This window comes from Caulobacter sp. 17J80-11, assembly GCF_014349105.1.
Classification (GTDB): Bacteria; Pseudomonadota; Alphaproteobacteria; order Caulobacterales; family Caulobacteraceae; genus 17J80-11.
On sequence record NZ_JACSJI010000001.1, the window covers coordinates 151,381 to 170,714 of the forward strand.

At 70.4% G+C, this 19,334-nt stretch carries 22 protein-coding genes and 1 other RNA gene; 16 read left to right on the top strand and 7 right to left on the bottom strand.

Features of this window, described 5'->3' with window-relative positions; translation table 11 throughout:
* Positions 1-100: 100 nt before the first annotated feature.
* The 3 genes from H8B08_RS00800 to gap all read right to left on the bottom strand — a co-directional run bounded on the left by H8B08_RS00800 (position 101) and on the right by gap (position 3,449).
* A complete protein-coding gene (locus H8B08_RS00800) occupies positions 101-1,120 on the bottom strand; it encodes a class I fructose-bisphosphate aldolase (RefSeq protein WP_187448322.1) in 1,020 nt (339 codons plus the stop codon).
* A 55-nt stretch (positions 1,121-1,175) separates the two neighbouring features.
* Positions 1,176-2,369, bottom strand: coding sequence for a phosphoglycerate kinase (pgk, locus tag H8B08_RS00805; RefSeq protein WP_187448323.1), 1,194 nt, complete (start codon positions 2,367-2,369; stop codon positions 1,176-1,178).
* Between the two features lie 72 nt (positions 2,370-2,441).
* Positions 2,442-3,449 carry a type I glyceraldehyde-3-phosphate dehydrogenase gene (gene gap, locus H8B08_RS00810; RefSeq protein ID WP_187448324.1) on the bottom strand — a complete coding sequence of 336 codons (1,008 nt, stop codon included), beginning with the start codon at positions 3,447-3,449 and terminating at the stop codon, positions 2,442-2,444.
* 296 nt (positions 3,450-3,745) lie between these two features.
* Between gap and H8B08_RS00815 the strand changes: the two genes are divergently transcribed.
* Together H8B08_RS00815 and H8B08_RS00820 are read left to right on the top strand one after the other, a co-directional pair.
* Positions 3,746-4,717 (top strand): bifunctional helix-turn-helix transcriptional regulator/GNAT family N-acetyltransferase, encoded by a 972-nt coding sequence (locus tag H8B08_RS00815; protein WP_187448325.1) that lies wholly within the window; start codon positions 3,746-3,748, stop codon positions 4,715-4,717.
* Positions 4,718-4,788: 71 nt separating this feature from the next.
* Entirely contained in the window at positions 4,789-5,772 is a 984-nt protein-coding gene (locus H8B08_RS00820; RefSeq protein ID WP_187448326.1) for a S41 family peptidase, read from the top strand.
* On the opposite strand, the gene purT is transcribed toward H8B08_RS00820, so the two are convergent.
* Positions 5,747-6,946 carry a formate-dependent phosphoribosylglycinamide formyltransferase gene (gene purT, locus H8B08_RS00825; protein WP_187448327.1) on the bottom strand — a complete coding sequence of 400 codons (1,200 nt, stop codon included), beginning with the start codon at positions 6,944-6,946 and terminating at the stop codon, positions 5,747-5,749. The genes H8B08_RS00820 and purT overlap by 26 nt on opposite strands.
* A gap of 77 nt (positions 6,947-7,023) precedes the next feature.
* Entirely contained in the window at positions 7,024-8,976 is a 1,953-nt protein-coding gene (tkt, locus tag H8B08_RS00830; protein WP_222934261.1) for a transketolase, read from the bottom strand.
* Between the two features lie 157 nt (positions 8,977-9,133).
* On the opposite strand from tkt, the gene H8B08_RS00835 reads away from it, so the two are divergent.
* The 5 genes from H8B08_RS00835 (at position 9,134) to H8B08_RS00855 (ending at position 11,556) form a co-directional block, all read left to right on the top strand.
* Entirely contained in the window at positions 9,134-9,400 is a 267-nt protein-coding gene (locus H8B08_RS00835; protein WP_187448329.1) for a DUF4164 family protein, read from the top strand.
* 4 nt (positions 9,401-9,404) lie between these two features.
* Positions 9,405-9,731 carry a cell division protein ZapA gene (locus H8B08_RS00840; RefSeq protein ID WP_163259276.1) on the top strand — a complete coding sequence of 109 codons (327 nt, stop codon included), beginning with the start codon at positions 9,405-9,407 and terminating at the stop codon, positions 9,729-9,731.
* Between the two features lie 182 nt (positions 9,732-9,913).
* Positions 9,914-10,077, top strand: a non-coding RNA gene (ssrS, locus tag H8B08_RS00845) — 6S RNA.
* A gap of 51 nt (positions 10,078-10,128) precedes the next feature.
* Positions 10,129-10,719: a 5-formyltetrahydrofolate cyclo-ligase gene (locus H8B08_RS00850; RefSeq protein WP_187448330.1), complete on the top strand. Its 591-nt coding sequence runs from the start codon at positions 10,129-10,131 to the stop codon at positions 10,717-10,719.
* The gene (locus H8B08_RS00855; protein WP_187448331.1) at positions 10,720-11,556 is read left to right on the top strand and encodes a TIGR00282 family metallophosphoesterase; all 837 of its coding nucleotides are present in this window, start codon (positions 10,720-10,722) and stop codon (positions 11,554-11,556) included.
* A gap of 2 nt (positions 11,557-11,558) precedes the next feature.
* On the opposite strand, the gene H8B08_RS00860 is transcribed toward H8B08_RS00855, so the two are convergent.
* Complete coding sequence (locus H8B08_RS00860; protein WP_163259279.1) at positions 11,559-11,744, bottom strand: hypothetical protein; 186 nt, start codon at positions 11,742-11,744, stop codon at positions 11,559-11,561.
* A 150-nt stretch (positions 11,745-11,894) separates the two neighbouring features.
* Between H8B08_RS00860 and H8B08_RS00865 the strand changes: the two genes are divergently transcribed.
* Together H8B08_RS00865 and H8B08_RS00870 are read left to right on the top strand one after the other, a co-directional pair.
* Positions 11,895-12,668, top strand: coding sequence for a YebC/PmpR family DNA-binding transcriptional regulator (locus H8B08_RS00865; RefSeq protein ID WP_187448332.1), 774 nt, complete (start codon positions 11,895-11,897; stop codon positions 12,666-12,668).
* 114 nt (positions 12,669-12,782) lie between these two features.
* A complete protein-coding gene (locus H8B08_RS00870; protein ID WP_187448333.1) occupies positions 12,783-13,475 on the top strand; it encodes an MgtC/SapB family protein in 693 nt (230 codons plus the stop codon).
* A 27-nt stretch (positions 13,476-13,502) separates the two neighbouring features.
* Here H8B08_RS00870 and H8B08_RS00875 read toward each other — a convergent pair whose 3' ends face one another.
* Positions 13,503-14,912 (bottom strand): M20/M25/M40 family metallo-hydrolase, encoded by a 1,410-nt coding sequence (locus tag H8B08_RS00875; protein ID WP_187448334.1) that lies wholly within the window; start codon positions 14,910-14,912, stop codon positions 13,503-13,505.
* A gap of 112 nt (positions 14,913-15,024) precedes the next feature.
* Between H8B08_RS00875 and ruvC the strand changes: the two genes are divergently transcribed.
* The 7 genes from ruvC to tolR all read left to right on the top strand — a co-directional run bounded on the left by ruvC (position 15,025) and on the right by tolR (position 19,330).
* A complete protein-coding gene (gene ruvC, locus H8B08_RS00880) occupies positions 15,025-15,528 on the top strand; it encodes a crossover junction endodeoxyribonuclease RuvC (protein WP_187448335.1) in 504 nt (167 codons plus the stop codon).
* Entirely contained in the window at positions 15,525-16,145 is a 621-nt protein-coding gene (gene ruvA, locus H8B08_RS00885; protein ID WP_187448336.1) for a Holliday junction branch migration protein RuvA, read from the top strand. The genes ruvC and ruvA overlap by 4 nt, the downstream gene beginning before the upstream one ends.
* Positions 16,142-17,167 carry a Holliday junction branch migration DNA helicase RuvB gene (gene ruvB, locus H8B08_RS00890; RefSeq protein ID WP_187448337.1) on the top strand — a complete coding sequence of 342 codons (1,026 nt, stop codon included), beginning with the start codon at positions 16,142-16,144 and terminating at the stop codon, positions 17,165-17,167. Before ruvA ends, ruvB begins: the two co-directional genes overlap by 4 nt.
* 38 nt (positions 17,168-17,205) lie before the next feature.
* A complete protein-coding gene (locus tag H8B08_RS00895; RefSeq protein WP_187448338.1) occupies positions 17,206-17,604 on the top strand; it encodes a hypothetical protein in 399 nt (132 codons plus the stop codon).
* Positions 17,605-17,606: 2 nt separating this feature from the next.
* Entirely contained in the window at positions 17,607-18,065 is a 459-nt protein-coding gene (gene ybgC / locus H8B08_RS00900) for a tol-pal system-associated acyl-CoA thioesterase (protein ID WP_304516279.1), read from the top strand.
* Between the two features lie 71 nt (positions 18,066-18,136).
* Positions 18,137-18,850 (top strand): protein TolQ, encoded by a 714-nt coding sequence (gene tolQ / locus H8B08_RS00905; protein ID WP_187448339.1) that lies wholly within the window; start codon positions 18,137-18,139, stop codon positions 18,848-18,850.
* Between the two features lie 3 nt (positions 18,851-18,853).
* Positions 18,854-19,330 carry a protein TolR gene (gene tolR / locus H8B08_RS00910; protein ID WP_370545367.1) on the top strand — a complete coding sequence of 159 codons (477 nt, stop codon included), beginning with the start codon at positions 18,854-18,856 and terminating at the stop codon, positions 19,328-19,330.
* Positions 19,331-19,334: the final 4 nt, after the last annotated feature.

Sequence of the window (19,334 nt, forward strand, 5' to 3'; positions counted from 1 at the left end):
CATGTCCCCGGCGGGAAAAGACCACAGCTAAGCTGCAGACGCAAAAAGGGCCGCGGCGTGAACCGCGGCCCTACAAAGCGCCTGGATGAAAGCGGGGCCCTTAGGCCGCGACCTTCTCCATGCCGGCTTCCCACTGGCCCAGAGCGGCCAGGCCGTTCATGCGGGCGCGGTGCAGGAAGGCGGCCTGGGCGGCCGGCACGTTTTCCTTCTTGCCCGACCAGGCCTTCTGCGGCGCGGCCTGCAGGGCGCGGCCGTAGGAGAAGGTCATCTTCCACGGGAAGCCGCCGATCTTGTTCATGGCGTCCAGGTGGGCGGTGGCCTGCTCGTCGGTCTGGCCGCCGGACAGGTAGGCGATGCCCGGCACGGCCGACGGCACGGTGGCCTTCAGGGCGGCGACGGTTTTCAGGGCGACTTCCTCGACCGAGGCCTGCACCGGCGCCTTCTTGCCGGAGATGACCATGTTCGGCTTCAGCACCATGCCTTCCAGGGCGACGCGCTGCTCGAACAGCTCCTGGAACACGGTGGTCAGCACCCAGCGGGTGACCTCGTCGCAGCGGTCGATCGAGTGGGCGCCGTCCATCAGGATTTCCGGCTCGACGATCGGCACGATCTGGTGCGCCTGGCAGATGGCGGCGTAGCGGGCCAGGGCGTGGGCGTTGGCCTTCACCGCGCCCCAGGTCGGGATGCCGTCGGCGATGTCGATCACCGCGCGCCACTTCGCGAAGCGGGCGCCGCGCTCGTAGTACTTCACCAGGCGCTCGCCGAGGCCGTCGAGGCCTTCGGTGATGGTCTCGCCCGGGAAGCCCGGCAGCGGCTTGGCGCCCTTGTCGACCTTGATGCCCGGAACGGCGCCGGCGGCGGCGATCAGCTCGACCAGCGGCGTGCCGTCGGCGGCGTTCTGCCAGATGGTCTCGTCATACAGGATCACGCCCGACACGTGCTGCATGCCCTGCGCGCGGAACATCAGTTCGCGGTAGTCGCGACGGTTCTCTTCGGTGTTCTCCACGCCGATGGCGTCGAACCGCTTCTTGATGGTGCCGGTGGATTCGTCGGCGGCCAGGATGCCCTTGCCGGGCGCCACCATGGCTTCCGCCACCGCGTTCAGAGCTTGCAGGTCCATAGTCGTAGTCCCTCGATAATCGTTCAGTTCGTTCGGCCGTCGCCCGTCCGGCGACTTAGCCGCGCAGCGCCTCGACGCCCGGCAGGGCCTTGCCTTCCATCCACTCCAGGAAGGCGCCCCCGGCCGTGGACACGAAGGTGAAATCGTCGGCCACGCCCGCGTGATTCAGGGCCGCGACCGTGTCCCCGCCGCCCGCCACAGCGGTAACTGCTCCGCTCTTGGCCAGTTCCGCCGCGGCCTTGGCGGCCGCCACGGTGGCCGCGTCGAACGGCGGCACCTCGAACACGCCCAGCGGGCCGTTCCAGATCAGGGTCTTGGAGCTCTTCATCGCGTCGATCAGGCGCGCCACGCTCTGGGGGCCGGCGTCCAGGATCTTTTCGTCGGCGCCGATTCCGTCGAGGGCGCGAACCGTCGCAGCAGCGCCCGGCTTCACCTCGACGGCGACCACCACGTCGACCGGCAGCAGCAGTTCGCAGCCGGCCTTCGAGGCCTCGGCCATGATCTCGCGCGCGGTGTCGGCCAGGTCCTTCTCGCAGAGCGAGCCGCCGACGTCGTGGCCTTGCGCGAACAGGAAGGTGTTGGCCATGCCGCCGCCGATGGCCAGGCGGTCCAGCTTGCCGACCAGGTTCTTCAGCAGGTCGAGCTTGGTCGAGACCTTGGAGCCGCCGACGATGCCCAGCACCGGGCGCTGCGGCTGGCCGAGCGCGGCGTTCAGCGCGTCCAGCTCGCGGCGCATGCTCTCGCCCGCGTAGGCCGGCAGCAGGCGGGCCACGCCCTCCGTCGAGGCGTGGGCGCGGTGGGCGGCGGAGAAGGCGTCGTTGACATAGATGTCGCCCAGTTCGGCGAGCTGAGCGGCGAAGGCCGGGTCGTTCTTCTCTTCGCCCTTGTGGTAACGGACGTTCTCCAGCAGCACGACGCCCTTGGGGGCCAGCGCCGCGATCGCGGCCTTGGCCGGCTCGCCCACGCAGTCGTCGGCGAAGGCGACCGGCTCGCCCAGCAGGGCCGACAGGGCCGGGGCCACCGGGGCCAGGCTCATGGACGGCACGCGCTCGCCCTTCGGGCGGTCGAAGTGGGCCAGCAGGGCGACCTTGGCGCCCTTTTCCTGCAGCTTGCGGATCGTCGGGATCGCCACCCGCAGGCGGGTGTCGTCGCTGACCCCGCCGTCCTGCATGGGCACGTTGAAGTCCACGCGCACGAGGGCGGTCTTATCCGAGAGGTCGCCGGCCTGGTCGAGGGTGCGGAAGGTCATCGTGGGCGTGCCCTGAAAAGCGGCTCGCCCCGACCGGAAAGTCGGGGCGAGGGAACGGATACGAAAAGCGGCTTAGAGGAACTTGGCCATCGCCAGAGCGGTGTCGCTCATGCGCGTGGCGAAGCCCCACTCGTTGTCGTACCAGCTCAGCACGCGGGCCAGCTTGCCCTCGATCACCTGCGTCTGCGGCAGGGCGAAGGTCGAGGAGGCGGCGATGTGGTTGATGTCCATCGACACGATCGGGTCGTTGGTCACGGCCAAGACGCCCTTCATCGGGCCTTCGGCGGCGGCGATCATGGCCTGGTTGATCTCGTCTTTGGTCACTTCGCGACCCGGGACGATCTTCAGGTCGACGACCGAGACGTTCGGGGTCGGGACGCGGATCGACGAGCCGTCCAGCTTGCCCTTCAGCTCCGGCAGCACCAGGCCGACGGCCTTGGCCGCGCCGGTCGAGGTCGGGATCATGGACAGGGCCGCCGCGCGGGCGCGGTAGAGGTCCTTGTGCATGGTGTCCAGCGTCGGCTGGTCGCCGGTGTAGGCGTGGATGGTGGTCATGTAGCCGCGCTCGATGCCGCACAGGTCCTGCAGGACCTTGGCCACCGGCGCCAGGCAGTTGGTGGTGCACGAGGCGTTCGACACCACGGTGTCGGCGGCGGTCAGCACGTCGTGGTTCACGCCGAAGACGATGGTCTTGTCGGCGTTGTCGCACGGGGCGGAGACCAGCACGCGCTTGGCGCCGGCTTCCAGGTGGGCCGAGGCCTTCTCCTTGGAGGTGAAGATGCCGGTGCACTCGAAGGCGATGTCGACGCCCATTTCCTTGTGCGGCAGCTCGGCCGGGTTACGGATGGCCGTGACCTTGATCTTGCCGAGGCCGACGTCGATCCAGTCCTCGCCCGAGGTCACGACGCCGGGGAAGCGGCCGTGCACGCTGTCGTAGCGCAGCAGGTGGGCGTTGGTCTCGACCGGACCCAGGTCGTTGATGGCGACCACTTCGATGTCGCGGCGGCCGTGCTCGACGATCGAGCGCAGGACGAGACGGCCGATGCGGCCGAAACCGTTGATGGCGACGCGAAGGGTCATGAGTGGGTCCTCTGGGGCGGAAAGACGCGCGACATGCGCGCGCGGAAAGGTCGGCGGGCGTTTCGCCCTCGGGGGCGGTCAAGTCAACCCCTGCGGCGGCTCAACACCGGTGTCCAATTGCTACGGTTTTGCATTTGCCTGCAAAGGTTTGGCGCGTTCCGGTCGACATGGTCGCGCCTAGGCGATGCTGCTGTGGTCCTTGCGTGAATGCAATTTACTGCAAACGAATAGATCCGTGTTCGCTTGCCTTTCCCATGTGTGGTTATATAACGTGATATGTAATTTGGAGGGCGGGCATGCGCGACGACGTCGTGAGCCGGCGGGGGCACCTGTTTCTCGGCAGCCGCTTGAAGCGGATCGGCGAGCGCATGCAGGCCGACGTGGCCCGCGTCGTCGAGAAGACCGGCCTGCCGATCCAGCCGGCGCAGTACCCGCTGCTCGCCACCCTGGACGCCGAGGGACCGCTGACGGTCAACGAACTGGCCGACGCGGTCGGGATCAGCCAGCCGGGCGCGACCCGCAGCATCGCGCGATTGATCGAGGTCGGCCTGGTCGAGACCAGCCGCGCCCATCGCGACCAGCGCCACAAGACCGTCGCCCTGACCGAAGCCGGGCGGGCGGCCATGGCGCGGTCCAAGCGCGAGGTCTGGCCGGGCATCGACGCGGCCGTGCGCGAACTGTGCGCCGGCCTGTCCGGCCCGCTGCTGGACCAACTGGGCGCGATCGAGGCCGCGCTCGATCAGGAGACGCTGGACCGCCGGGCCGCACGCGCCGCGCCGGGGCTCCGGATCCACGCCTGGTCGGACGACCTCGCCCCGCTGTTCCACGACATCAACGCCGAGTGGATCCAGGCCATGTTCGCGCTGGAGCCGACCGACCGCGCGGTGCTCGAAGACCCTCAGACTCACATTCTCGCGCCCGGCGGCGACATCCTGTTCGTCGAGGCCGACGGCGTGATCGTCGGCACGTGCGCGCTGCGCCGGTCCGGCGAGGGCGCGTTCGAGCTGACCAAGATGGGCGTGCTGGAGCGGGCGCGCGGGCTGAAAGCCGGCGAGTTCCTGCTGCGCGCCGCCATTCGCCGCGCCGCGGAGCTGGGGGCCGAGAAGCTCTACCTGCTGACCAACGCCCGGTGCGCGCCCGCCATCCACCTCTACGAGAAGGTGGGCTTCGTGCACGACGCGGCGATCATGCGCGACTACGGCGCCATCTACGAACGCTGCGACGTGGCCATGCGCTACCGGCCGCCCGTCGAGGCGGCGGCCGCCTGACGACTGCGACGTCGTGTCGGCGGGGGCGGGGCCGCCCTGCGCGCTAGGTTCGCGCGCGAGGGGGTGGTCCCATGCGTCGCGCGTTCTGCGCCGCCTTTCTGGCGGCGGTCCTGTCCGCGAGCCCGGCGCTCGCGGCCCAACGGTCGCCGGTCGACGCTCATGCGGCGGCGAACCTGAAGGTGTTCGACACGGTCTGGCGTCGCGTCGACCGTGACTACTACGACCGCCGCTTCCACGGCATCGACTGGAAGGCCGTCCGCGCCGAGTACCGGCCGAAGGCCGAAGCCGCGGCCGATGAGCCCGCGCTCTACGCCGTGATCGGGGACATGCTCGGCCGGCTCAAGGACCGGCACGCCTTCGCCAGCAGTCCGGACTTCCTGAAGCGCCGCGCCGCCTCGTCGGCCGGGGCCTCGGCGGCGGCGCAGACCGGGCCCCGGTCCGGCCGTCGCCCGGCTGAGCTGCGCGACGGCGCCTGGGTCGTGGGCTTCGACGCCTTCGACAAGGGCTCCGCCGACTGGCTCGCCCAGCAGATCTCGCGCGTGCCCGCGGATGCGCCGCTGGTCGTAGACCTGCGCGGCAACCACGGCGGCTACATTTCCGAACTGCGTCGCAGCCTGGCCTGCCTGGCGCCGGAGGGCTGGGTGGTCGTGCGCACCACCTCGCGCCGGGGCTTCGTCGAGTCCGAGCGCGTCGGGGCGTGCGAAACTCCGCGCCCGGGGCCGATGGCGGTCCTGGTCGGCCTGCGCACCAACAGCTCCGCCGAGCTGTTCGCCGCCGCGATCCAGGAAAGCAGGCGGGGCGCGATTGTCGGCGTACGCACCGGCGGAGCCGTTCTGGCGTCGCGGGAGTACCTCCTGCCCGACGGCGGCGAGCTCAGCGTCAGCATCGGCGACGCCCGCACCGGGGCGGGCGTGCGGCTGGAGGGGCAGGGCGTGAGACCGGACGTCGAGGCGGTCACGACGGGCGGCGACCGTCAGGCGGGGCGCGATCCGGCCCTGGCCCGGGCCGTCGAGGTCGCGGCCGGCCGCGTCAGCCCCGGACCGGCTTCACCTTAGCGGCCGCCTCGCGGGCGCGTTCACGGGCCTGATCGACGTCGGCGCCGCGGGCCAGGGCCACGCCCATGCGCCGACGCTCGAAGGCTTCCGGCTTGCCGAACAGGCGCAGATCCGCGCCCGGGACGGCCAGGGCCTGGTCCACGCCCTCGAAGGCGACGCCCTCGGCTTCCATGCCGCCGTAGACGACGGCGCTGGCGCCCGGCTCGCGCTGCGAGGTGTCGACGGGCAGGCCCAGGATGGCGCGGGCGTGCAGGCAGAACTCCGACATGGTCTGGCTGGCCAGGGTGACGAGGCCCGTGTCGTGCGGGCGGGGGCTGACCTCCGAGAACCAGACCTCGTCGCCCTTCACGAACAGCTCGACGCCGAACACGCCCTGGCCGCCCAGCGCGCCGGTGACCTCGGCGGCGATGTCCTGGGCGCGTTCCAGCGCCTTCGGGCTCATCGGCTGGGGCTGCCAGCTCTCGACATAGTCGCCCTTCACCTGGCGGTGGCCGATCGGCGCGCAGAAGCGGGTCTCGATCTCGCCGGCGGCGTTCCTCGCGCGCACGGTCAGGAGCGTGATCTCGTAGTCGAACTCGACCTTGCCCTCGACGATGACGCGGGCCTGCTCGACCCGGCCGCCGGCCAGCGCATAGGTCCAGGCGCCGTCAACGTCCTCGGGGCTTTCCAGATAGCTCTGGCCCTTGCCGGAGGAGGACATCACCGGCTTCACGAAGCAGGGGAAGCCGGTCACGTCGCGGGCGGCGGCGGCCAGCTCGTCGCGGCTCGATGCGAAGGCGAAGCTCGAGGTCGGCAGGCCCAGCTCCTCGGCCGCCAGCTTGCGGATACCCTCGCGGTTCATGGTCAACTGGGTGGCGCGCGCGGTCGGGATGACCGTGGCCAGGCCCGCGGCCTCGACCTCGGCCAGCACGTCGGTGGCGATCGCCTCGATTTCCGGCACCACCAGGTGCGGACGCTCCTGCTCGATCACGGCGCGCAGGGCGGCCGGATCGGTCATGGCGATCACGTGCGAACGGTGAGCCACCTGCATGGCCGGCGCGTTCGGATAACGGTCGACCGCGATCACCTCGACGCCCAGGCGCTGCAGCTCGATCGCCACTTCCTTGCCGAGCTCTCCCGAGCCCAGCAGCATGACCTTGGTGGCGGTGGGCGACAGCGGCGTGCCGAGGCGCATGGGAATATCCTTTGACAGAAAAAGGGCCCGTCCGCCTTGGACGGAACGGGCCCTGGTCGTTGATCAGGACGTCGGGATCAGAGCTGCGACTTGGCCGCGGCGACCACGCCTTCCGGGGTGATGCCGAACTCCTGGTACAGCCGGTCGTACGGCGCGCTGGCGCCGAAGCTCTTCATGCCGACGAACACGCCGTCGTCGCCGATGAAGCGCTCCCAGCCGAACTTCACCGCCGCTTCGACCGCGACGCGCACGGTGGTCTTGCCGATCACCTTGCGCTGGTAGGCGGCCGGCTGGGCCTCGAACAGCTCCCAGCAGGGGGTGGAGACCACGCGGGTGCCGACGCCTTCCGCTTCCAGCTGGGCGCGGGCGGCCATGGCGATGGCCACTTCGGTGCCCGAGGCGAACAGGGTGACCTGGGCGGGACCGGCCTCGGCCGCGGCCAGTTCGTAGGCGCCGCGGGCCGACAGGTTCTCTTCGGCCCGAACGGTCCGCACAGCCGGGGTCTTCTGGCGCGACAGGGCCATCACCGACGGCGAGGTCTTGGCTTCCAGAGCGGCCTTCCAGCACTCCATCACCTCGACCGCGTCGGCCGGGCGGAACACCAGCAGGTTCGGGATGCAGCGCAGGGCGGCCAGGTGCTCCACCGGCTGGTGGGTCGGGCCGTCCTCACCCAGGCCGATCGAGTCGTGGGTCAGCACGTGGATGGCGCGCACGCCCATCAGCGCGGCCAGGCGGATGGCCGGGCGGCTGTAGTCGGAGAACACCAGGAAGGTGCCCGAGTAGGGGATGATCCCGCCGTGCAGGGCCATGCCGTTCATGGCCGCGGCCATGCCGTGCTCGCGCACGCCCCAGTGGACGTAGCGGCCGCTGTAGTCCGGATAGTCGAACGCCTTCATGCCCTTGACGAAGGTGTTGTTCGAGCCGGTCAGGTCGGCCGAGCCGCCGATCATCTCGGGGATGTAGGGGGTCAGGTTCTCGAGGGCCGAGCCCGAGGAGACGCGGGTGGCGGCGGCCGGCTTGGCCTCGGTCTGCTTGACGATCTCGGCGTCGATGGCGGCGAAGGCCTCGGCCGGCAGGTCGCCCTTCATGGCGCGGAGGAACTCGGCCGACTTCTCCGAGCCCTTCAGGCGGTCCTCCCAGGCGCGGCGGGCGCGGCCGCCCTTGCGGCCGGCCTTGCGCCAGGCGTCGACGATGTCTTCCGGCAGCTCGAACGGCGGCAGGGTCCAGCCCAGCTTCTGGCGGGTGGCGGCCACTTCGGCCGCGCCGAGCGCTGCGCCGTGGGTCTTGTGGCTGCCTTCCATGGTGGCCGCGCCCTTGCCGATGCGGGTGCGGCAGGCGATCAGGGTCGGGCGGTCCTGGCGGGTGGCCCAGATCATCGCGCGGCGGATCTGGCCCTCGTCATGGCCGTCGATGCGCTTCACCGCCCAGCCGAACGCCTTGAAGCGGGCCAGCTGGTCGCCGGTCTCGGAGATGCGGACGTCGCCGTCGATGGTGATCTCGTTGTCGTCCCACAGCACGGTCAGCTTGTTCAGCTTGAAGCGGCCGGCCAGGCCGATGGCCTCGTGGCTGACGCCTTCCATCAGGCAGCCGTCGCCGGCGATCACCCAGGTGCGGTGGTCGACCAGCTCGGAGCCGAAGCGGTTGGCCAGGTGGCGCTCGGCCATGGCCATGCCGACGGCGGTGGCCAGGCCCTGGCCCAGCGGGCCGGTCGTGGTCTCGACGCCCGGTGTGTGACCGTACTCGGGGTGGCCCGGGGTCTTGGAGCCCCACTGGCGGAAGTTCTTCAGCTCCTGGGTGGTCACTTCCTTCACCCCGGTCAGGTGCAGGAGCGAGTAGATCAGCATGGAGCCGTGGCCGGCCGACAGCACGAAGCGGTCGCGGTCGTGCCACTCGGGCTTGCGCGCGTCGTACTTCAGGAAGCGAGTGAACAGCACGGTGGCGACGTCGGCCATGCCCATCGGCATGCCGGGGTGGCCGGAGGCCGCCTGTTCGACGCCGTCCATGGACAGCACGCGGATGGCGTCGGCCATGCGCTGCGTCGAAACCGACGTGCGGGCGGGGGCGCGGACGAGGTCGTCGGCCATGAAACGGACTCCGGAGACGAGGAAAACAGGGCGCGCGCGCTTTACCTGACGCACGGCGCGCGTTCTATACAGATTCGTGTCAGGATTTGGGTGGAGGGGCGTGATGGCGGACTCGACCAGTGAACTGGACGCCGCGGCCGGCCGGCTTGACCAGGCGCTCACCGCGCTGGAGGGGCGCTTCCGTGCGCTCAAGGCGCAGAGCCGTGGCGGCGAGGGCGATCTGTTCGATCAGGACCGCGCACGCCTGGCCGAGGACCTCGATCGCGCCAGGGCCCGCGCCCGCGATCTCGAGGACGCCGCCGCCGAGGCGTCCGCGGCGCTGGGTCGCGCCGCCGAACACGTCCGTCTGATCCTGACCGCCGAGGAATAGTCCCGTGGCCACCGTCACCGTCGAGATCAACGGGCGCCCCTATAACGTCGGTTGCGCCGACGGCCAGGAGGAGCGCGTCCGCGCCCTGGCCCGCCAGTTCGACGACAACGTCCGCCAGGTGGCCCAGGACGTCGGCCACGTCGGCGACATCCGCCTGTTCCTGATGGCCGCCCTGCTGGTCGCCGACGAGCTCAGCGACATCCGCACCCAGCTGAACCGCCTGCGCGCCGAGCACGACCGGACCATGGCCGGCTCCGAAACCGTGGAAAAGCGCGCCGCCGACGCCCTGAACGCCGCGGCCGGGCGGCTCGAGAAGCTGCTGGCGGAGTAGTTTCAAAAAGGCCCGTCATCCCGGAAAGTTCGACCTCGACGCTGCGCGGGGGCCTGCAACAAGCATGCGCTTGCTGGAGCCCGGCTCTTCGCTGCGCTGCGGCCGGGATGACGGAAGTTCAATTGCGACAGCGCGCAGGGTTGTGATCGTTTCCCCCGCCCCCTACCTTGGACATCCGGCGGGTCTTGCTGCGGCTCGCGTCGAAGGCTTCACATCCCGGGGACCTTAATCATCCTCGAAGGGAGCTGTCCCTGTTCGGGTCCGTGGACCCGCGCACACGGCGCCCACCTGGCTATCCAGGTCCGAGGGGATTGAAACTGCCTTCACGGTTCTACGCGGCGCCGCCACCCTCTTCTTCCCGGTGCGTTCCGGGCGTACAGCTTCGCCGAACGCGCCGATGACCGATTTCCCCGACCCGAAATCCGCCGCCAGGGCCGACGCCGCCGAGGCGCGGGCGCGCGCCTTCGCGCTGAACCCGATGGCCGGCGAGACCGCGGCGGCCCTGTTTCCGGCCTTCTGGATCCCCGCGCCGGGCGCGGTGGTGGCCGGCTACTGGCCGTTCCGCACCGAGATCGACCCGCGCCCGCTGATGCGCCGGCTGATGCGGCTGGGCGCGCGCGCAGCCCTGCCGGCCACGCCGCCGCGCGGCTCGCACGACCCGCTGACCTTCCGCCTGTGGCGCCCCGAGGCCGAGCTCGCGCCCGGGCATTTCAAGGTGCACGAGCCGCTGGAGGACGCCCCCGTCGTGGTCCCCGACCTGGTGATCGTGCCCCTGCTGGCCTTCGACCGCTTCGGCGGGCGGCTGGGCTACGGCGCGGGTCATTTCGACCGGACCCTGGAGGCCCTGCGCGCGTTCAAGCCCGTGGTGGCGGTGGGCCTGGCCTACGCCGCCCAGGAGATCGACCAAACGCCGCTGGACGCGCACGACCAGAAACTGGACGGCGTCGTCACCGAGCTCGGCTATATTGCGGTCCGAGAGGACGACTGAATGCGTATCGCTTTTTTCGGAGACGTCGTGGGCCGCTCCGGCCGCGAGGGTCTCGCCGACCACCTTCCCGCCCTGCGTCGCCGCCTGGGCCTCGAGTTCGTGGTGATCAACGCCGAGAACGCGGCGGCCGGCTTCGGCATCACCGAGGCCACCGCGCGCGACCTGTTCGAGGCCGGGGCCGACTGCCTGACGCTCGGCAACCATTCCTGGGACCAGAAGGAGGCGCTCACCTACATCGTGCGTGAGCCCCGTCTGATCCGCCCGGCCAACTATCCGCGCCTGTCGCATGCGCCCGGGCGCGGCGCGAACCTGTACGAGACCCAGTCGGGCAAGCGGGTGCTGGTGATCAACGCGCTCGGCCGCGTGCACATGGACGCGCTGGACGACCCGTTCGCCGCCGTCGACAAGGAACTGGAATCCTGCCCGCTGGGCCTGGCCGCCGACGCGGTGATCGTCGACATCCACGCCGAGGCGACCAGCGAGAAGATGGCCATGGGCCACTTCTGCGACGGGCGCGCCAGCCTCGTGGTGGGCACCCACACCCACGTGCCGACCGCCGACTGCCAGATCCTGAACGGCGGCACCGCCTACCAGACCGACGCCGGCGCCTGCGCCGACTACGACAGCGTGATCGGCAACGAGAAGGAAGAGCCGCTGCGCCGGTTCACCACCCGCATCTCGCAGAGCCGCTACACGCCGGCCTCGGGTCCGGCCACCATCTGCGGCGTCTATGTCGAGACCGACGACCGCACCGGCCTGGCGGTGCGCGTCGAGCCGATCCGCGTCGGCGGACGGCTCTCGCAGCACGTTCCGAACGTCGAGGCGGTGTTCGCCTGAGCTCAGTGGTGGCGCAGTCGCTCCACCGCCAGCAGCACGCCGGCCCCGACCAGGGCGCCCAGTGCGAAGGCGGACGCGAGCGCCACCGCGGGCGTCACGTCGCCCAGGGGCCAGCCCGGGCGCTCGTACCAGTGCACGATCTCCGGACCGGCCAGCTCTTCCATGTAATCGGCGTCGATCGGGGTCATGTACGCGTCTCCGGGCGGGGCCTTTGACTGAACCCCGTCGTCGCACGGGGGTTCCGCGCGCCGTTCCGGTTCGCTACTTAGGCCCCGAAACCCTACACCGGGCGGCGGGGGCCGCCTGGAATCCAAGCAAAGAGCTCAGACAGCGACCACATGGCCGGGCATTCTAAGTTCAAGAACATCATGCACCGGAAGGGACGCGCCGACGCCGTCCGTTCCAAGCTGTTCTCGCGCCTGTCGCGCGAAATCACCGTGGCGGCCAAGTCGGGCATGCCCGACCCGGCCATGAACCCTCGCCTGCGGCTGGCGGTGAACAACGCCAAGGCCGAGTCCATGCCCAAGGACAACATCGAGCGGGCGATCAAGAAGGCGGCCGGCGGCGACGCCGACGCCTACGAAGAGATCCGCTACGAAGGCTTCGGCCCGGGCGGGATCGGGGTCATCGTCGAGGTGCTGACCGACAACCGCAACCGCGCGGCCTCGAACGTGCGTTCGACCTTCGCCAAGAACGGCGGCAACCTGGGCGAAACCGGGTCGGTCAGCTTCATGTTCGATCGCGTCGGCCAGATCGTCTACCGCGCCGAGGCCGGCAGCGAGGACGCGGTGATGGAGGCGGCCATCGAGGCCGGCGCCCAGGACGTCGAGAGCGACCTGGTGAAGCCGGACATCTACGAGGACGCGCCGGGCCACACGATCTACACCGCCTTCGAGGACCTCAACGAGGTGGTCGAGGCCCTGACCGCCAAGCTGGGCGAGCCGAAGTCGACCGCGATCATCTGGAAGCCGAAGTCGCTGACCCCGGTGACCGGCGACGCGGTGGCCACGGTCATGAAGCTGGTCGGCGCGCTGGACGACGACGACGACGTCCAGAACGTCTACGCCAACTTCGAGATCAGCGACGAGGACCTGGAGCGCCTCGCCGGCTGAGGCTTTCAAGCCAGCTACGTTTCGAGAAGGCCTCTCCGCCCGGAGGGGCCTTCTTCGTTTCGTTTCGGGAACGGCTCGCGAGCGGCGCCGTTGACCGCCGGAGAGGAGCGGCGGATGTGGGAGCTTGAGCCGGATCTGATCTGGCCGATCATCGGCGCCCTGGTCGGCGGCGGCCTGGTCGGGTTCGAGCGCGAGGCGCGCGGCCGCCCGGCCGGACTGCGCACCCACACCCTGGTCTGCCTGACCTCGGCCATGCTGATGGTGGCCGCGGCCCATCAGGGGCGCTGGTCGGTGGGCTTTATCCCCGGCGAGAACATCACCGCCGATCCCACCCGCATGGCGCACGGCATCCTGACCGGCATCGGCTTCCTGTGCGGCGGGGTGATCTTCAAGCACGGCTTCAGCGTGCAGGGCCTGACCACGGCGGCCTCGCTGTGGGCGGTGGCGGGCCTGGGCGTGCTCTACGGCACCGGCCTCTACGGCGTGGCCGTGGTGGGAAACCTGCTGATCCTGGTGGTGCTGGTCGGCCTGCGCTGGATCGACGAGCACCTGCCGCGCAAGACCGCGATCGTGCTGGAGGTCCGCTATGCGCGGGACCGGGCCCCCAGCGACCGCGAGTTCGTCCAGACCATGAGGGAGCTGGGATGCGGCTGCTCGGGCCTGGCCCAGCGGCTGACGGCGGAGGGCCGGATCCTGCAGCACTCCGCCAAGATCAGGGCCAGCCGCGAGTGCGTGAAGGTCCTGGCGGCCAACCTGCTGGCCGACCCGGCGGTGGTCGAATACGCCATCACCCCGCGCGACGACTGATCGCGCGGGGGGCGAGACGAGAGCCCGTCACTTCGAGACGGCGTAGTCCTTGACCAGGGCGTAGAGGAAGTCGCGCGCGTCGTAGAGCGACTTCACCCGCACCCGCTCGTTCAGGCCGTGGATGCCGTCGCCGTCCGAGCTGGTGAACAGGCCTTCCACGCCGTAGGTCGGGATGCCGGCGGCGATCAGGTATTTCCCGTCGGTGGCGCCGGTCTGCATGATCGGGACGATCGGCACGTTCGGCCACAGCTTGGCGGCTTCACGCTCCAGCGGCTTCATCATCTCCGGCGTCAGCACCGGGGCCGGGCCGACCGGGCTGATCGGGCCGTTGACCGCGACGCTCACCTTCGGATCGCCGACCACCTGCTCCAGGGTCTTGCGCACCTCCTCGACCTGCGTGCCCGGCAGGATGCGGCAGTTGACGTTGGCGGTGGCGCGCTGGGGCAGGGCGTTGGTCGCGTGCCCGGCGTTGACCAGGGTGGCCACGCAGGTGGTGCGCAGCATGCTGTTCCACATCGGATCCTTGGTCACCTCGGCGAGCGCGTCCGCGTTCGTCGGATCGGCGACCAGGGCCTTCATGGCCGCGCCGGCCTTGGCGTCGACCAGCGGGGCCATGCGGGTGAAGTAGCCGCGGGTGGTGTCGTTGAAGCGGATCGGGAACTCATAGGCGCCGATGGCCGAGAGCGCCGCGGACAGGTGGTAGATCGCGTTGTCCTTCACTGGCCGGCTGGAGTGGCCGCCCGGGTTGGTCGAGACCAACTGGAAGTCCTGATAGATCTTCTCGCCCGACTGAATTTCCAGCGACACCGGCTTGTCGTTGGCGTCCAGCAGGCCGCCGGCGCCCTCGTTCAGGGCGAAGCCGGCGTCGATCAGCGGCCGGTACTGGGCGATCAGGTGCGAGATGCCGTTGTAGGCCCCGTTCTCCTCGCCGCAGGTCAGCGCCATCTTGATGTCGCGCTTGGGCTTGAAGCCCTCCTGCTTCATGCGGATCAGGCTGTCGGTCCAGATCGCGGCCTGAGCCTTGTCGTCGCTGGCGCCGCGTCCGTAGAACCAGCCGTTCTCCTCGATCAGGGTGAAGGGATCGCGGGTCCAGTCCTCGCGCTTCGCCGCCACCACGTCGATGTGGGCCAGCAGCAGGATCGGCTTGGCCTTGGCGTCCGTGCCGTGCAGCACGGCGACCAGGTTGCCTTCCTTCGGATGGTCGGGGTGGGCGATCACGTTCAGGTCGGCGTCGGCGAAGCCGGCCGCCTTCAGGCGCGCGGACATGGCCTGGGCGACGGCGGTGCAGCTGCCGTTCGGCTGCGAGGAGTCGATCTCCACCATCTCCTTGTAGAGGCCGCGGAACGCCTGCTGGTCGGCGCGCGGCGCCTGGGCGTTGGCGGCGGCGGGCAGCATCAGGGCCGCGGTTGCGACCGCCGCCTTCATCCAGAACTTCATTGGTGGGACTCCCCCGAATTGTCGGGGGATGTAACGCCCGACCGCCCCGCCTGCGCAAGGCCTCGCCGTTTTTACTTCCGGTTAGCCAAGGCGGGGCTTTATGCAGGAACACATGGCGAACAAGATTCGAATTCTGGGGCTCGACCCCGGCCTGCGCCGCACAGGCTGGGGCGTGGTGGCCAGCGAGGGCTCGCGGCTGTCCTGGGTCGCCCACGGGGTCATCGCGCCGGACGAGGGTGCGCCCTTCGCCGAGCGTCTGCTTCACCTGTTCGAAGAGATCACCAAGGTGATCGAGACCTGGACGCCGGACGAGGCGGCGGTCGAGGAGACCTTCGTGAACGTCAACGGGGCCTCGACCCTGAAGCTGGGCCACGCGCGGGCCTGCGCCCTGATCGCTCCGGCCCGCGCCGGGCTGTCGGTGGCGGAGTACGCGCCCACGGAAGTGAAGAAGGCGCTGGTCGGCACCGGCGGCGCCGACAAGACCCAGGTCGCGTTCATGGTGAAACGGCTGCTGCCGACCGCCGGCGACGTGAAGGCCGACGCCGCCGACGCCCTGGCCGTCGCCGTGGCGCACGCGCATGCGCGCAAGGTTCGTAATTTCGGGAGCGCCGCATGATCGGCAGACTGCGGGGCGTGCTGGCCGAGGTCGGCGACGAAGAGGCGCTCGTGGACGTCGGCGGCGTGGGCTACGTCGTGCGCTGCGGCGTGCGCACCCTCTCGCGCCTGCCCGCGCCCGGCGAAGAGGTGCTGCTGCACGTCGAAACCCAGTGGTCGCAGGACCAGGGCCCCAGGCTTTACGGCTTCCTGGCCCGCGACGACCGCCGCGCCTTCGTTGCCCTGCAGGGCGTCCAGGGCGTGGGCCCCAAGGCGGCGCTGGGCGTGCTGGACGTGCTGACGCCCTCCGAGCTGGCCCAGGCGGTCGCGCGTGAGGACAAGGCCGCGGTCGGCCGCGCCAACGGCGTCGGCCCCAAGCTGGCGCTCCGCATCGTCGTCGAACTGAAGGACAAGCAGCTGACCGAAGTCGGCGCCTTCCAGCCGAGCGCGCTGCCTTCCGCCCCCGCCGCGGCCCCGGCCGCGCCGTCCGTGTCGGGCGAGGCGGTCGCCGCCCTGCTGGGCCTGGGCATGTCCGAGCCGAATGCGCGCCGCGCGGTCGACCAGGCGCTGATCCGGCTGGGTGAGGACGCCGCCATCTCGGCGGTCATCAAGGCCGCCCTGCAGGAGCTCGGGCGGTGAGCCGGCTGATCTCCGGGGAAGCCCAGGGCGGCGAGACCTACGACAAGGCGCTGCGGCCCCAGACCCTGAGCGAATTCGTCGGCCAGGAGCCGATCAAGGCCAACCTGCAGGTGTTCGTCGACGCCGCCCGCGGCCGCGGCGAGGCCTTGGACCACGTGCTGCTGTTCGGCCCGCCGGGCCTGGGTAAGACCACCCTGGCCCAGATCGTCGCCCGCGAACTGGGCGTGAACTTCCGCGCCACGGCCGGGCCGGTGCTGGCCAAGGCCGGCGACCTGGCGGCCATCCTGACCAACCTCGAGCCGCGCGACGTCCTGTTCATCGACGAGATCCACCGCCTGGCCCCGGCCGTCGAGGAGATCCTCTATCCGGCGATGGAGGACTACGTGCTGGACCTGGTGATCGGGGAGGGGCCCTCGGCGCGCTCGGTGCGTATCGATCTGGCGCCCTTCACCCTGGTCGGCGCGACTACGCGGGCGGGCCTGCTGGCCACGCCGCTGCGCGACCGCTTCGGCATTCCGCTGCGGCTGGAGTTCTACACCCCCGACGAGCTGAAACGGGTGATCCTGGGGGCGGCGCGCAAGATGGGTGCGCCCCTGTCCGACGAAGGCGCGGCCGAGATCGCCACCCGCGCACGCGGCACGCCGCGGGTGGCCGGCCGGCTGCTGCGGCGCGTGCGCGATTTCGCGACCGCCGAGGGGGCCGAGGTGATCGACCGGCTGTGCGCCGCCCGCGCCCTGGCGCGCCTGGACGTCGACGAGGTCGGGCTGGACAGCCTGGACCGTCGCTACCTGCGCGCCATGATCGAGAACTACGGCGGCGGACCGGTCGGCATGGACACCATCGCCGCCGCCATCGCCGAAGCCCGCGACGCGGTCGAGGACGTGATCGAGCCCTACCTGCTGCAGCAGGGCTTCATCCAGCGCACGCCGCGCGGGCGCATGGCCTGCGCCAAGGCCTATGCGCACCTGGGCCTGACCGCGCCTGCGCCCAAGCCCGGTCAGGCGGGTCTTTTCGAAGACTGACGAATATGGTCGGTTCGCGCCGGCCGCAGGAGGACAGCATGCGCAAGATGACCGTGAAGCCGACCCGGCGGACGTGGATCCTGATTTTCGGCCTGCTCGCCGCCGTCGCCGTCGGGGCCTGGGTGCTGAAGCAGGGCGCCGCCAAGCGGGCCGCCGCCCACCGCCCGGCCGTGGCGCTGTCGGCCGGGGCCGAACAGGCCCGCGGCGCGCTGAAGACCCGCGTCGGCAGGGACGTGGACCTGCTCTACGTGACCGAGCCGGGCGCCGGAGTGGTGTGCGGCTACTACGGCCGGAAGGCTGAGAAGCCGGGCCAGCCGGTGCGGGCCGCCAGCTTCGTGTTCCAGAACGGCCAGGTGGTCCTCGGCGCCGACAAGGGGGCGGAGTGGAACGCCTTCCAGAAGGCGGCCTGCGGGGCCGGCTGGACGGCGCAGCCCTGAGCATGAGCGCCGATCTCGTCGCCACGGCCGGCCAGTTCGTCGGCCGCGACCATCTGCTGCCGGTCCGGGTCTATTACGAGGACACCGACTTCACCGGCCTGGTCTATCACGCCAACTACCTGCGCTATTTCGAGCGCGGCCGGTCGGACTTTCTCCGGGTCGTGTCCTCGGGCCACACCGAGCTGCTGGAGCGCGAGGATCCGCTCGCTTTCGTGGTCGTGCGTATGGAGATCGACTACCTGCGCGGCGCGCGCATCGACGACGCCCTGGTGGTGCGCACGGCCTACGACCGGGTCAAAGGGCCGCGCCTTATTATCTCGCAATCGATTGAACGGGCCGGCGAAATCGTGTGTCGTGCGAAGGTCGAGGCGGCCTGCATCGACCTCGCCGGCCGCCCGCGCAGACCGCCCAGGCAGATGATCGAGCATCTGCGACCGTGGCTTCTGCCCGACGCGCCGTAGATTTGTCGCGTTCGATCTGTTGAATATGGTCGCGCTTAGCCGACCTGGCGAACTTCATACGGGAGCTGTTCATGGCCGAGGGCGTGAACCCTGACACCCTGAACATCATCAGCCTGTTCATGCAGGCCGACTGGGTCGTGAAACTGGTGATGATCGGGCTGGCGATCGCCTCGCTGTGGTCGTGGGCCGTCATCCTGGACAAGACCGTCCGCTTCGGCGCCCTGAACCGGCAGGCCGACGCCTTCGAGGCCGCCGCCGGGACCGGCCGGTCGCTGGACGACCTGGCCGCCCAGGCCGGCGACAACCCGCGCCACCCGCTGCCCCTGCTGCTGGTCACCGCGCTGAAGGACTGGCGCGAGACCCGCGCCCGCGGTCCGCTCAGCGACACCCAGACGGCGCTTCTGATGCAGCGCATCGACCGGGCGCTGGACGCCGTGATCGCGCGTGAGAACCGCAAGATCGAAGACGGCCTGGGCGTGCTGGCGGTGGTCGCCACCGCTTCGCCCTTCATCGGCCTGTTCGGCACGGTGTGGGGCATCATGCACGCCTTCGACGCCATCGCCGCGTCGGGCAACACCAACCTGGCCACCGTCGCCCCGGCCATCGCCGAAGCGCTGTTCGCCACCGCCATCGGCCTGGGCGCGGCCATTCCGGCCTACATCGCCTACAACAAGTTCTCGCTGGACGCGTCGAAGTTCGCCGGCCGCATGGAGAGCTTCGCCGACGACCTGGGCGTCGCCGTCGCCAAGAAGCTGGGCGACCGCCTCAACGACCGGGCGGCCTGATCCATGGGCATGTCGTTGCAGGGCGGCGACGGGCGCGGCCGCCGGCGCATCCGCCGCCGCCAGACCCTGTCGGAAATCAACGTCACGCCGCTGGTCGACGTGATGCTGGTGCTCTTGATCATCTTCATGATCTCGGCGCCGCTGCTGACGGTGGGCGTCGAGGTCGAACTGCCGAAGACCGAGGCCCAGGCGCTCTCCGACTCCAAGGAAGAGCCGCTGACCGTCTCCATCCGCCGCGACGGCGCGATCTTCATCCAGGAGACCGCCATCGACTATGCGGAGCTGGCCCCGCGCCTGACCGCCCTGGCCGGCGAAGTCCTCGACAAGCCGATCTACGTGCGCGCCGACGGCGGCGCGCCGTACGAGTCCGTGGCCCGCGTCATGGCCAAGCTGTCGACCTCGGGCTTCACCAAGATCAACCTGATCACCGACACGGCCGGCAACGGCGCCGACAAGGCGTCCAAGCCGGACGCCGGCTGACGCG